Source organism: Lunatimonas sp. (assembly GCF_020832325.1).
Classification (GTDB): Bacteria; Bacteroidota; Bacteroidia; order Cytophagales; family Cyclobacteriaceae; genus Lunatimonas.
In genome coordinates, this window is sequence record NZ_JAFIEU010000002.1 from 1 (window position 1) to 13,882 (window position 13,882).

At 46.3% G+C, this 13,882-nt stretch carries 12 protein-coding genes and 1 pseudogene; 8 read left to right on the forward strand and 5 right to left on the reverse strand.

The genetic code is table 11. The features are described from left to right. Nucleotides 1–809, reverse strand: a pseudogene (locus JJU34_RS00125) (Na+:solute symporter); the annotation flags it as partial. Between the two features lie 307 nt (nucleotides 810–1,116). On the opposite strand from JJU34_RS00125, the gene JJU34_RS00130 reads away from it, so the two are divergent. From JJU34_RS00130 to JJU34_RS00165, 8 genes are all read left to right on the forward strand, one after another. Then, on the forward strand, nucleotides 1,117–2,181 hold the full coding sequence (locus tag JJU34_RS00130) for an aminoglycoside phosphotransferase family protein (protein ID WP_228690269.1): 1,065 nt from the start codon (nucleotides 1,117–1,119) through the stop codon (nucleotides 2,179–2,181). A gap of 18 nt (nucleotides 2,182–2,199) precedes the next feature. Then, nucleotides 2,200–4,293, forward strand: coding sequence for an ATP-dependent DNA helicase RecG (gene recG / locus JJU34_RS00135; RefSeq protein WP_228690270.1), 2,094 nt, complete (start codon nucleotides 2,200–2,202; stop codon nucleotides 4,291–4,293). A gap of 120 nt (nucleotides 4,294–4,413) precedes the next feature. Further along, on the forward strand, nucleotides 4,414–5,256 hold the full coding sequence (locus tag JJU34_RS00140) for a flagellar motor protein MotB (protein ID WP_228690271.1): 843 nt from the start codon (nucleotides 4,414–4,416) through the stop codon (nucleotides 5,254–5,256). A 2-nt stretch (nucleotides 5,257–5,258) separates the two neighbouring features. Next, nucleotides 5,259–5,882 (forward strand): pseudouridine synthase, encoded by a 624-nt coding sequence (locus tag JJU34_RS00145; protein ID WP_228690272.1) that lies wholly within the window; start codon nucleotides 5,259–5,261, stop codon nucleotides 5,880–5,882. Between the two features lie 138 nt (nucleotides 5,883–6,020). Then, nucleotides 6,021–6,992: a MoxR family ATPase gene (locus tag JJU34_RS00150; RefSeq protein ID WP_228690273.1), complete on the forward strand. Its 972-nt coding sequence runs from the start codon at nucleotides 6,021–6,023 to the stop codon at nucleotides 6,990–6,992. Between the two features lie 65 nt (nucleotides 6,993–7,057). Then, the gene (locus tag JJU34_RS00155; RefSeq protein ID WP_228690274.1) at nucleotides 7,058–8,107 is read left to right on the forward strand and encodes a histidine kinase; all 1,050 of its coding nucleotides are present in this window, start codon (nucleotides 7,058–7,060) and stop codon (nucleotides 8,105–8,107) included. Between the two features lie 14 nt (nucleotides 8,108–8,121). Next, nucleotides 8,122–8,856, forward strand: coding sequence for a LytTR family transcriptional regulator DNA-binding domain-containing protein (locus JJU34_RS00160; protein ID WP_228690275.1), 735 nt, complete (start codon nucleotides 8,122–8,124; stop codon nucleotides 8,854–8,856). A gap of 242 nt (nucleotides 8,857–9,098) precedes the next feature. Then, nucleotides 9,099–9,854, forward strand: a complete 756-nt coding sequence (locus JJU34_RS00165) for a response regulator (protein WP_228690276.1) — start codon at nucleotides 9,099–9,101, stop codon at nucleotides 9,852–9,854. Nucleotides 9,855–9,863: 9 nt separating this feature from the next. Here JJU34_RS00165 and JJU34_RS00170 read toward each other — a convergent pair whose 3' ends face one another. From JJU34_RS00170 to JJU34_RS00185, 4 genes are all read right to left on the reverse strand, one after another. After that, complete coding sequence (locus tag JJU34_RS00170; protein WP_228690277.1) at nucleotides 9,864–11,210, reverse strand: PhoH family protein; 1,347 nt, start codon at nucleotides 11,208–11,210, stop codon at nucleotides 9,864–9,866. A 145-nt stretch (nucleotides 11,211–11,355) separates the two neighbouring features. Beyond that, complete coding sequence (locus JJU34_RS00175; protein WP_228690278.1) at nucleotides 11,356–12,105, reverse strand: shikimate dehydrogenase; 750 nt, start codon at nucleotides 12,103–12,105, stop codon at nucleotides 11,356–11,358. Nucleotides 12,106–12,107: 2 nt separating this feature from the next. Next, the gene (locus JJU34_RS00180) at nucleotides 12,108–13,046 is read right to left on the reverse strand and encodes a DUF368 domain-containing protein (protein WP_228690279.1); all 939 of its coding nucleotides are present in this window, start codon (nucleotides 13,044–13,046) and stop codon (nucleotides 12,108–12,110) included. Between the two features lie 44 nt (nucleotides 13,047–13,090). Beyond that, entirely contained in the window at nucleotides 13,091–13,858 is a 768-nt protein-coding gene (locus JJU34_RS00185) for a phosphosulfolactate synthase (RefSeq protein ID WP_228690280.1), read from the reverse strand. Between the last annotated feature and the right edge of the window lie 24 nt (nucleotides 13,859–13,882).

Below are 13,882 nucleotides of genomic sequence, written 5' to 3' on the forward strand. Positions count from 1 at the left end.
AGCATACGCTGGGCAATGTATCCACCACCTCCGGGCTCTGCGCCGGGATACCAAGTGGCCCACCACTGTATGGCTATTGGCATAATAAACAACGGAATCAACAGATTCCAGTCATTAAAGTCTGGCACCAGGTCTAGCTTGTCCGATACATTCGGGTGTGCCAGCAGATTACCTAGGCTGCCAATTTCCGGCAAACCGACAATATAGATGGCCGCGCCAAACGATCCCGCCATCGCAATGAAAAATTGAAAAAAGTCTGTGAGCAAAACCCCTTTCAATCCCCCCAACGAGCTATATATCACCGTGACCACTGAGACCAAAAGTAATGTGGTCAGCGGCGTTAAACCCATCATGGTACCAAAGATTTTGATGGCTGCCAGCAATACGGTTGCCATGATTACTACGTTGAAAAATACCCCCAGATACAACGCACGGAATGCCCGTAGGAATGCAGCCGGCTTACCTCCATAGCGAATTTCGTAAAACTCCAAGTCTGTGGTTACCTCAGAACGGCGCCATAATTTTGCATACACAAACACCGTCAGCATTCCTGTAAGTAGAAAAGCCCACCAAACCCAGTTGCCGGATACCCCGTCCTTACGGACAATGTCCGTCACCAGGTTAGGCGTGTCGGCCGAAAAGGTGGTAGCAACCATGGAAATACCCAACAGCCACCAAGGCATATTCCTTCCCGAGAGAAAAAATTCCTTTGCACTTTTGCCGGCAGTTTTAGACGTTAGGATGCCTATGAGCATGGAAATCACAAAAAAGGCGATAATGATTGCCCAGTCTAGTACCGAGATGTTCATGATGTAGGATAAAATTAGATTTGGAAGATATGTGATACAGCTTTTCTCTTATTCGACTCAAAACAGCCCCTAAATTATTAATAATTTTATCAAATAAAGGGTGCTTTATCGATATTTTTATTAATTATTTTCGCTTTTCGGTCCTTATTTCTGCGTGTAAACCGAGGTGGGGATAGTGGCCGGGTAAATATAAACGGTTTCGAACAAGATTAAGCAAAACTCTTGTAATTTTACAGGTTAAATACCTCTGGTATTCCAAAATGTACCATTCCGCGTTTCCACTTAGCGTTGGGACAAACAATAAACCATGGAAAAACAGATTATCGATCAGGTGTTGACAGCCTATCCTGATCTCAGAAGCGATGCTTCTTTTTCGAGGTTCGGGTCCGGCCATATACACAGCACTTACAGGCTACAGGTGGGCCCTGCAGCTTATATCCTTCAGGAGTTTAACGACAAGGTATTCAAGTATCCGGACAGAATATCGGGTAATTTAACTGTTTTGTACAGCCATTTAAAAGAGGGCATGCTTTCCTTTGAACTACCCTTGCCGGTGCAAAATAACGAAGGAGAAATGTTTACCTCGGTTGGAGGCCGGTTATTTCGAATCTTTCCATTTGTGGAGGGCATCACGAAAGATAAGGTAGATGAGCTACCCGCCTGCCGGAAGGCTGCGGCAGCCTTTGCGGATTTTATAGTAGCCTTTCTCCCAGTGGACGCTGCCACCATGCGGGATACCATCCCGGATTTTCATAACCTAGCCCTTCGGTTTGAGCAGTTTGAGGAAAGTATCCGCAACACACGGGTGGCCATTACACCGGAGGTGGACCGTTTGATCACATTTTATCAGCGGCAGCGTGATTTGGTAGACACTTATAGTATGTATAAGAAGTCGCTGCCACTTCGCGTTACCCACAACGACACCAAAATAAACAATCTCATTTATCAGGAGGATCTCTCCAAGGTCAATGCACTCATTGATCTAGACACCATTATGGCCGGGTATGTTTTTTACGATTTTGGGGACCTTGTCCGAACGGTAACCTGTTCGGAAGACGAGTCTTCCCTGAACTGGGATTCGATCCATGTAGATTTGGCGAAATACGAAGCATTGATTGCCGGTTTTTTCCAACCTTTAAAAGGCCTGTTGGATGCAAAGGAAATGGGCTCTTTGACCTATGGAGGGGAGATGATGACCTGTATCATGGGGTTGAGATTTCTGACCGATTACCTCAATGGAAACGTGTATTACCACATCTCTTACGAGAACCAAAATCTCCATCGGTCCAAAAACCAAAGCATGCTATTGCAGTCCCTAAGAGATCATCGGGCACAGATACAGCAGATGGTAGATAGTATCGTGACAGCTTAAACGTAAAAATACAAACCATTGTCGGGATTCTTTGATACGAACATTGAGTTTCTCAGGGGTGTTGGCCCGCTGAAGGCTGAGTTGCTCCGAAAGGAGCTACAGATTTTTACCTTTGGAGATTTGTTAGAGCACTTTCCTTTTCGCTACGAAGACAGAACAGCATTTGTAAAAATAAACCAACTGAATCCAGACCTGGAGCATGTGCAGGTAGTGGGAAAGTTGGGATCTTGGGAGCTGATAGGTGAGGGTAGGAAAAAGCGCTTGACTGCACAGTTTAGCGATGATACCGGGGTAATGGAACTTACTTGGTTCAAAGGAGTTCAGTGGGTCATCAAACGGCTGGTGAAGGGCGCTTCTTACGTGGCCTTTGGCAAGCCCAATCAGTATGGGAGAAAATATTCCATGGCCCACCCCGAGTTGGAATTGGTCACCGATCGGCAATCAGACAAGTCTTTTCTACAGCCGGTATATTCAAGCACCGAAAAGCTGCGTGCTAAATATTTAGACAGCAAGGGCATTTCCAAGCTGATGGAGGAGTTGCTGAAGCAGGGGCTTTCCCAGGTGTCAGAGACACTACCTCCCACGCTGATGCAGGCCCATCGGCTTATGGCAAAGGTCGAAGCCATTCGACATATTCATTTTCCATCCGATGTGCAGGTGCTTCGTAGGGCTAGGTACCGACTCAAGTTTGAGGAATTTTTCTTTTTGCAGCTTAGGCTGCTGAAGTTGAAATTGGCCAGAACGGAAAAATTTCGGGGTCAAGCTCTGGGCCAAACCGGGCTGCTGACTAATTTCTACCAAAACCATCTTCCCTTTGACCTAACCGACGCCCAAAAGAAGGTGACCCGGGAGATTTTTGCGGATTTGAAGTCTGGGAAGCAAATGAACCGGCTTGTGCAGGGAGATGTGGGATCTGGTAAGACCATAGTGGCCTTCATCAGTATTCTCATTGCCGTGGACTCCGGCGCGCAAACCTGCCTGATGGCCCCCACGGAGATCCTCGCTACACAACATTTCGAGGGGTTAAAGGATTATGCGGGTAAGATGGGCTTGGAGATTGCGCTGCTTACCGGGTCTACCAAACGTTCTTCCCGGGACGAGATACACGCTGCACTATTGGAAGGACGCCTACACATTCTGATCGGAACCCATGCACTTTTAGAAGATGTGGTGCGGTTTCAGAATCTGGGGCTGGCAATTATTGATGAACAGCACCGCTTTGGCGTTGCTCAGAGGGCAAAACTTTGGGGTAAAAACAAGGATGTATATCCCCACGTGCTGGTGATGACAGCCACGCCGATTCCCCGTACGTTGGCGATGACCCTTTATGGGGATTTGGATATTTCGGTCATCGACGAGTTGCCAAGCGGTAGAAAGCCGATACAAACCATCCACAGGTATGACCGGGACAGGCTGCGGGTCTTTGGTTTTTTACGAAAGCAGATTGAGGAAGGCAGGCAGGTGTACTTGGTGTATCCCTTGATAGAGGAGTCGGAAAAGTCGGATCTAAAGAGCTTGATGGACGGATACGAGAGTATTTGCAGGGCTTTTTCCGAGTATCCGATAGGTATTCTTCATGGCAATATGAAGCCTGCCGATAAGGAATACGAAATGGCTCGGTTTGTAAAGGGGGAGACAAAAATCATGGTTGCCACCACGGTGATTGAGGTAGGTGTCAATGTGCCCAATGCGACGGTTATGGTGATCGAAAATGCCGAACGTTTTGGTCTCTCGCAACTTCATCAGCTTCGCGGAAGGGTAGGGCGAGGCTCCAATCAGTCTTATTGCATCTTGATGACCAAGTACGAGTTGTCCAAGGATAGCCGAGTTCGGTTAGAGACCATGGTGCGAACCAACAACGGTTTTGAGATAGCAGATGTGGACCTCAAATTGAGGGGTCCGGGGGACCTAACGGGCACGCAGCAGTCTGGACTTACGGATTTGAAAATCGCTGATTTGAGTAAGGATGCACCCATTCTGGCACTGGCCCGGGACGTTGCGAGGGAATTATTGGAACGGGATCCTCAGCTACTTTCGGAGGAGCACAGGCCTATTCTAGCGCAAATTAGCAAACAGAAAAAAAACGCTGTAAACTGGAGTAGAATTTCTTAAGTCTGCGGGAATTTTTTTTGTATCAAATTGGAAGTATATTTCGTACGAGTAGTTGGAAAGAGGGGAAGGTTGGTACGGTTTTTATTGCTAAATCACTAGTTGTACAAAAAATACATGGATATGTACTTGTCTCGAATACCCTTGTTTCTCCTTTTTGGCGGAATCCTAGCCTTTTCTTCGTGTGTTTCCAAGAAGAAATTTACCGAAGCCAATATGCGCATCTCCAGCCTCACCCGATCGCTGGGCGATACCGAGTCTTCTTTACAGACGACTAGGGAAACCCTCCAGAAAACCCAGGAGGAACTGGACCAAACCAAGGGCGCGCTGTCCAGAGAAAAAGAGCTCACTGAAACCCTCAATAGCCGTCTAAGTCAGGCATTGTCCACCTCCACTTCTGTACAGCAACAGTTGACCGAAAAGGAGCGAAGGCTTTTGGAGCAACAGGAACGGCTCGACATGCTTCAAAGCCTGTTGGACGAACAGCGTTCGGTGATGGCCAATCTAAAAGCTACAGTGGACAGGGCATTGAACCAATACCGATCCGACGAGCTACAGGTCTACGAGGAGGACGGTAAGCTGTATGTCTCCCTACAGGATAAATTGCTATTTCCCTCCGGCAGTGCAACCGTAAATCGAGACGGCCGAGAGGCTTTGGGCAAATTGTCTGAGGTGTTGAATTCCAATGAAGAAATTCAGATTATGGTAGAAGGGCACACCGATAACGTGCCGATCAGCGGTCGATTTGAAGACAACTGGGCGCTAAGTACTGCTAGGGCCACTGCCATCGTTCGGATATTGACACAGACCTACAAAGTGGATCCCGAGCGCGTAATTGCATCTGGCAGAAGCTATTACTACCCCAAGGCTCCCAACGATTCGGCCGAAGGGAGAGCCAGAAACCGTAGGACAGAGATAATCCTAACGCCTAAGCTTGATGAGCTCTTCAAGCTACTCGGGCAGTAACTATGCTATTGCGGTATTTCATCGTATACAAGCCATTTGGTGTGCTAAGTCAGTTTAGTGGGGAGGACCATACGCTTGGTGGGCTATGGGACTTCCCAAAGGACGTGTATCCTGTCGGGAGGTTGGACAAGGATAGCGAGGGCCTGCTATTGGTTACGAATGACAAAAAACTCAACCACTTTTTACTGGAGCCCCGCTACGGACACAAGCGGACCTACCTCGTACAGGTAGAAGGTCTGATCAAGCTGGATGCTCTACAAGCGCTTCAAGCGGGCGTAGAAATTCGGGTAGATAACAAGGACTACCTCACCAAAAAAGCTAGAGCCATGCTGCTACCTTCCGAGCCGGAGTTGCCGGCGCGAATCCCTCCTATCCGATACCGAAAAAATGTACCGGATTGTTGGATCTCACTGACGCTAACCGAGGGCAAAAACCGTCAAGTGCGAAAAATGACGGCCAAAGTGGGATATCCAACCCTGCGCCTGGTACGATGGTCCATGGAAAATTTGACGATCGAGGGATTTAAGAGTGGGCAGGTGCTCGAGAAGTCTCGGGATGAAATTTACCTCAGCCTTGGATTTTCCCCCGAAAACCCGAGGGGCAGTTTTTCTGGAGCAAGAAAATAGGCCTTTCTTACTCCCAAAACCCAAGAACAACCCCATGTTCGTTGTGAGATCAAGCGAATTGTTCTAATTTAGGCCGAATAATAGATTGGGGGAGAGAAATTTGTTCCTTTTAATAGAAAACAACATCAAATAGCGGATATGCATCAGGAGAAAATAGCAGCAGCCATACAAGAAGTGAAGAAAATAGTGGTGGGTCAGGACCGGATGATCAACCGGTTGTTGATTGGGTTATTTACAAATGGCCACATTCTGTTAGAAGGGGTGCCGGGATTGGCCAAGACGCTGACGGTAAATACGCTGGCGAAGGTGCTGCATCTGGATTTCAAACGGATCCAATTTACCCCCGATCTGCTGCCCTCAGATTTGATAGGTACCATGATTTATAATCAGCTCAATGCGAATTTTGAGGTGAAGAAAGGACCGATATTCTCCAATATCATCTTGGCCGATGAAGTGAACCGTTCTCCGGCCAAAGTGCAGTCGGCATTGTTGGAGGCGATGCAGGAGAAGCAGGTTACAATCGGTGAAACGACCTTTATGTTGGACAAGCCGTTTTTGGTTTTGGCCACCCAAAACCCCGTTGATCAGGAGGGAACTTACCCGCTACCCGAAGCACAGGTAGACCGGTTTATGATGAAGGTGAACATCGACTATCCGTCCAAGAGGGATGAAATGGAGGTGATGCGACGGATGACCGATGCCTTTTTTGTGTCGGAGGTGAATCCCTTGCTTAATAAAGAAGATATCTTTGCTATTCGCGCAGAGATCAACAAGGTACGCATTGCCGAGCCCCTGGAAAATTACATCATTGAGCTGGTCTTCTGCACCAGGTTTCCGGATAAATACGGCATGGAGCAGGAATCCCGCTATATACAGTTTGGGGCATCGCCACGTGCGAGTATCAACCTGAATCTGGCCGCAAAGGCCGTAGCTTACATGGACGGGAGGGATTATGTGCTCCCGGAAGATATCAAGGAAATCGCTGTGGATGTACTCAATCACCGCATCATTCTGAACTACGAAGCGGAGGCAGACAACGTCAGCACCAGGGACATTATCCTTCGGATCTTGGATAAGATTCCCTTAAATAAAACCGCGGTATTTAACTGATAGGAAGATTCCCTAGTAGACCTGGTCGGTGGGGAGTTTGACCTATTTTTTGTTAAATCCCATGTATGGATAAAAGCAAATTATATTGGATACTTCAGGGCGTGGGTTGGCTGGGATATGCTGGCCTAAACCTGTTTTTTTTATCCTTTGATCGGGGCATCACGCCGATTCAGGTGGGCGCTTACCTATCACTTGCTACCTTTTATTTTTTGTCAACCCACTTTTTCAGGTATTACATCAAGAAAAACGCCTGGTTTGAATTTTCATTGGAGAAGCTCCTCAAGAAGGTCTTTATTTCCCTTGTCTTATTGAGTTTTCTTAACATGTTTGCCCAGGTGTTCATCAATCTAGTATTTGACATCTTGAACCCCTTGGTGGATTTGACACCGTTGTTTTTGCTGGCCAATCTGTTTACTAGCTTTGTGTTCTACTCACTTTGGGTATTGATGTACTTTCTGTTTTATTTTCTGGACAACTACAATGCTACCCTGAAGTATCAGGCCAAAATCAACGAAATAAAGCTGATTCACTTGCGCAATCAGTTAAATCCGCATTTTATATTTAATGCGCTGAACAGTGTGCGGGCTTTGGTTGACGAGGACCCCAAAAAGGCAAAGTCTGCCATAACGCAGCTCTCGAACATCCTGAGGTACTCGCTGATCATGGACAAGCACAAGGTGATCCCTTTTGGCGAGGAACTGAATACCGTAAAGGACTACCTTAACTTGGAGCTAATTCGTTTCGAAGAACGGCTTACGGTCAACTACGAAATCGAGGAGGCGGCCTTTCACTATAAAATTCCCCCTATGATGCTACAGACCATCGTCGAAAACGGCATCAAGCACGGCATCTCAAACCTCATGCGTGGGGGCATCATTGAGATCAAATCCAGTATTGGACTTTTGGGAGATTTGTACATTTGGGTAAAAAATAGCGGACAACTAAAAGGAGAGGCAGTCAGCCGAAAACCCGGTGAGGGCCACGGGATTTCCAATACCATTGAACGGCTAAAACTCATTTATGGAGGGAGGGCTTCTTTCAAAATATTCAACCATGGGCAAGAATTTGTGGTCACTGAAATAAAAATTCCGAAACAAAATAGTAACTTAGAATAAAAATAAGGATAACAATGCGTGCATTAATAGTAGATGACGAGAGATTAGCTAGGAAGGAACTGATCAACCTTCTTTCGAACCATGATAAAGTAGAGGTAGTCGGTGAGGCATTGAATGTCGACGACGCCAAGGAAAAGATTGATCAGTTGCAGCCGGATGTGATTTTTCTGGATATTCAAATGCCGGAAAAGACGGGTTTTGATCTACTGGAGGAGCTGGACCATGTGCCGTTGGTCGTATTCACCACCGCGTACGATGAGTTTGCGATACAGGCATTTCAAGTGAACGCGTTGGATTACCTCCTTAAGCCGGTGGAGCCGGCCCGCTTGGCGGAAACGCTCGTCAAGTTGGAAAAGAAAATGGAGGACCTCAAGAAAGAGCAACAGGAATCCACCGAATTAGCTCCCAAGAAGCTATCCTTAGCAGACCAGGTTTTTGTGAAGGATGGGGACCGATGTTGGTTTGTAAAACTGGCCAATGTCAGGCTGTTTGAATCAGACGGGAACTATATCAAGGTATACTTTGACAACAACAAGCCCATGATTCATAAGTCGCTGAACGCATTGGACGAGCGTCTTGACGAAAAATCATTTTTTCGGGCTAGTAGGAAGCACATTATCAACCTAAGTTGGGTGGACACCATAGAGCCTTGGTTTAACGGTGGTTTGGTGGTGACACTGAAAGGGGGAGACCGGATCGAGGTAAGCAGACGGCAGGCCGCACGGTTTAAAGATTTGATGAGTTTATAGATTCCATGACGATGCCATAAATATATCGTTTTATTACCTATTTTTTGCAAATTGTTGTATATTTAATCGCTTCTATCTAAGCTGCCGGAAGGTTTCTATTAAAATAGGGAACAAAGCTGAGCAGCTAGGGAAGTACAGCAAACAATGGCAATTAGACGGTAAATACCTCTATTAGATCCCACTTACGTGTTGGATAGTAGAGGTTGTACCTATAGGTATTTTTCAATAAAAAAACGTGAAATATGAAAGAAGAGCGGATACTCATTGTGGAAGATGATGTAAATATTTCGGAGAATATCGAAGAGATTTTACAGCTTTTGGGATATGTAAATATTGATATAGCCAACTCGGCTAATCAGGCGATCAAGGTCGTGAAGAAATACCGCCCAGACATGGTGTTTATGGACATCAAGCTGAAAGGGGATAAGGATGGGATAGAATTGGGTGAAATCATTCAGCAGATGGTGGATGCCCCGATTGTTTACGTGACCTCCTACAGTGACCCCGCGATCATCGAACGGGCAAAAAGAACCCATCCAGCTGGTTTTATCGTGAAGCCGTTTAATAGCAACGACATCCATGCGATGGTGGAGATTGTACTATACAATCAACGAACCCGTCCTACCATGGTCGATCACGGCGGTGCTGCCCCTGAAATCAGCCCGTATTTAGTAACCGATGCGGTGTTTATCAAAGCAGACAACTCTTTCGAGCGCGTAAACTATACCGATATTTATTATGTGGAGGCGAATGGCAATATGGTGACGATTTTTACCAAAAACCGAAACTTCACCATCCGAAAGTCCATGAAAGACATGGAAGAGAAATTGCCTTCCAACCTGTTTTTGAGGGTACAGAAGTCTTTTATCGTGCAGTTAGCACAGATTGAAAACTTCAATACGAAAGAGATTACGCTGAAAACCAACGATGTGGTGCCGGTGGGCAGGCAGTACTACAATTCCTTCCTGGCCAAACTAAACACCATTACGGAAAGCTAGAATCATTGCCTACAGCAGGTCGTTGGCCAAGTTGGCCAGTTCAGACCGCTCCCCTTTCTCCAGCTTAATATGTGCATAGATGGGATGGTTTTTTACACGGTCTATCAAATAAGATAGACCGTTGCTTTGACTGTCCAAATAAGGGGTGTCTATTTGGAATACATCGCCTGTAAAAACTATCTTCGTATTCTCTCCCGCGCGGCTGATGATGGTCTTCACTTCATGAGGTGTCAGATTTTGCGCCTCATCCACGATGAAAAAGATATTGGACAGGGAGCGTCCGCGGATATAGGCAAGGGGCTGTATGACCAGTTTTTCCAGATTTACCAGTTCCGTTATTTTTTGAAACTCCTTTTCTCCCTCTTTGTATTGGTTCTGAATAAATTTTAGATTATCCCATAGGGGCTCCATGTAGGGGTTCAACTTTGACTTGATATCTCCGGGGAGGAAACCGATGTCTTTGTTGCTTAGGGGTACGATGGGCCTGGCTAGGAAGATCTGCTTGAATTCATGCCGTTGTTCCAAAGCACCGGCAAGTGCCAACAAAGTTTTACCGGTTCCTGCCACCCCTTGTATGCTGACCAATTTTATCGCTGGGTTTAGAATGGCATGCAGTGCAAAGGTTTGCTCTGCATTTTTAGGTTTGATATTGTAGGCGGTTTTCTTCTCAATCTTCTCCAGTTGGTTTAAATCGCTGTTGTAAAAAGCGAGCACAGACTTGCTGTTATTTTTTAGGATGTAGAACGTGTTGGGCTCCTTCAATTTTTCATGCGGGATCTTGGAGGCCTCGATCACTCCTTTGTCGTACAGCTCATTGATCAATTCCGGGTTTACCTCATCGATGATGCGCTTGCCGGTATTTTCCAATTCGGAGATGTTCTTTATCTTGCCGGTTTCGTAGTCCTCTGCGGTGATTTCTAGGGACTTGGCCTTTAGGCGCAAATTAATGTCCTTACTGACCAGGATAACCTTTCTCCCCTTTTCAGACTGTTTGAGGCTAAGGGCTGCATTCAGAATTTTGTGATCATTCTTCTCCTCTCCGAATATATCGTTGGCATTCAGCTTGTTTTCCGGATTCATCAGTACCTTGAAGTGGCCCTTTCCCTTCCCGTTGAGGGGAGTCCAGTCATGAATCATATAGTCCTTTGACAGATCGTCGAGCAGCCGGATGAATTCTCGAGCCTCAAAGTTTTTGGTATCGTTTCCCTTTTTGAACTGGTCCAACTCCTCCAATACCGTGATCGGAATGACCACATCGTGTTCGGCAAAGTTCATGATGGAATTGTGGGCATAGAGTATGACGGAGGTATCCAATACAAAAATTTTTCGGTCGGCAGACTTTTTCACACGAGGCATAGGCACAAAATCTTAGGTTTTCTACACGCGATAAGTTAGAAAATTTAACTCTTGCGTAAGCCAATTTGATCAAAAAATATTCTGACTGAAAGCCTCTAGGACGCTATGCGGTTGATTATCAATAAAAAAATCTACTCCTTACGGGCTAGCGATTCCAAATATCCCAGGATGCCTCCGCCTGTAGGTGCAACATCTCCAAACCGTTTTTTACCTTCGCCCCTTTTTCAGCCATCGCAATCATGATCGCGGTGTTTTCCGGGTTATAGACCAAATCGTACACGAGGTGTCGGCTATCAATTTGCGCGATAGGTATGTCGGGGGTTCGCTCGGTATTCGGGTAGGTACCCAGAGGGGTGGTGTTGATAATCAGTGTATACGCTTGCAGCAAAGCTGAATTACTGTGTAGGTCTTCGTAAGTAATCAGCAAGGGATCTTCCTGGTTTACCTTGGTTCGGGATACGCGTAGGTAGGCGATGTTTAAATCAATCAGGGCCTGTACGACTGCTTTGGAAGCGCCGCCGGTGCCCAGCACAAGTGCCCTGGGCCGGGCATCACCCAGCCAGGTTTCAAGGGAAGACTTGAAGCCGTAATAGTCGGTGTTATATCCGAAGAGTTTCCCCTTGCTGATCTTAATGGTATTTACTGCTCCAATGGCTTCGCAAGCAGGGTCTAGTTCATCCATAAAGGGGATAACCTGTAATTTATATGGAATGGTCACATTGAGACCTACCAGTTCCGGATTGGATACGAGTACCTGATTGAGATCCGATATGTCGGGTATTTCGTATAAGTTGTACAGACAGTCGTGAAGCCCCTCTTTTTCAAATTTATCGGTGAAGTATTTTTTCGAAAAAGAATGGGATAGGGGAAAACCAATTAAGCCGAATTTTTTCATCGTTATTCCGAAGTTTTGGTGTATGCCGCTAAGCGTTCTATACCCACTACCAGCACCACGCCTACCAGAAATGCCAGGATGGCCAACAAAAAATGGGCTTCCTCTCCCGTCGCAAGTTGATAGTGGTGTGGCCAGATGTTCTTGGTGAGAAAGGGCTTTTGTTCTCCGCTACTCGAAAGCCGGTAAGAAAGTACCTCCTTCCAAGGCCAAATTTTGTTGATGGACCCGAGCATAAATCCGGATAAGAAGGCCAGTGTGATGGCATGGAAACGCTTCAGAAGCCACGATATCAACCTGCTAAAGGAAAGAATTCCCACAATACATCCTACTGCAAAGACACCCAAGGTCAGGATATCTTTCTCGTTGACAGCCCGGAGAATCTGCTCATATTGGCCCAAAATCAATAGAATAAAGCTTCCGGAGATTCCGGGCAAAATCATGGCACAGATGGCTATAGATCCAGATAAGAACGTAAACCAGATAGTCTCGGGTGTGGCTACCGGAGGGATCTCGGTGATGAAATAGGCAATCGCAGTGCCCAAAGGAATCGCTACAATTGCGAACAGGTTCCACTTTCGGATATCCCTTAAGATCACTATCGCACTTATGAGGATCAGCCCACAGAAAAACGACCAAAGTGGTATCGCATGATTTTCCATCAGAAAGGTGATGGCCCGGGAAAGGGTAAAGATGCTCGTCAAAATGCCCAGCACCAATGTAAGTAAGAAACCACCGTTTACATGCTTCCAGAAGGCTCTAATTTCCAAGCTTTTCAACAAATAAATCGCCTCCATGTCTATGGACCGGATGCTGTCCAGCAACTTTTCGTATATCTTAGTAACCAGGGCAATAGAACCCCCCGATACACCTGGTACAATGTCTGCACCTCCCATGGCCATTCCCTTCAAGAACAAAAGGAGTTTGTCTGTTACATTTCTCATGAAAGTTCCCTTCGGTGTATGTTAGGTGCGGCAAAAAGGGAGCATTACACTCCCAGATTCAAAAAATGGTCAAACGTATCCCCTCTCAATCCAAGGCGTAACGTCTCCAAGGAGATAAACTCGTTGGGAGCGATATTTCCCAAGTTCACATTTGCCCCCAGTAACTTGATAAACCACACCTGCTGCTCTTTTTGTGGAGCCTCCCAAATGATACGTTCTTCGGGGATTTTGGTGAGAATCTCTTCGACCAATCCTTGTCTCACCTCACCGGAATCTCTAAATAGTCCGACCGTTCCGCCCTCTCGGGCCTCGCCGATTACTTTCCAAGCACCGGCATCTAGCTCCTTTTGCATCTGCTCTATCCACTTGTAAGGAGGGATTATCTTGGCAGCGTCTTTGGATCCAACCTCAGAAAGCACCGTAACCTGCTTGGCCAGTGTGCGGATGTATTCGCATTTTTTCTCGTGGTCCAAGGTGATGGAGCCGTCTGATACTTCTGCAAAAGTAAGCCCGTAGGTATCAAGCAGCCTTCGGTAATCCTCAAACTGACCTCTTACCAAAAAAGCTTCAAACAATGTTCCTCCAAAATACACGGGGATGCCCGCAGAGCGATATAGTTCTATTTTTTCTTTAAGTCTCTTGGTTACGTAGGAAGTAGCCCAGCCAAACTTGACTATATCGATAAAATCACCGCTTACTTCAATAAAATCTTCAACTTCCCTTAGGCTTAATCCTTTGTCCATGGCCATGGTAAACCCCGACGTCCTAGGCTTTACCGTACGGTCTGGAATGCTCTTTAGAATGTAATTCATTCAATAAGTTATTTGTAAAGACGA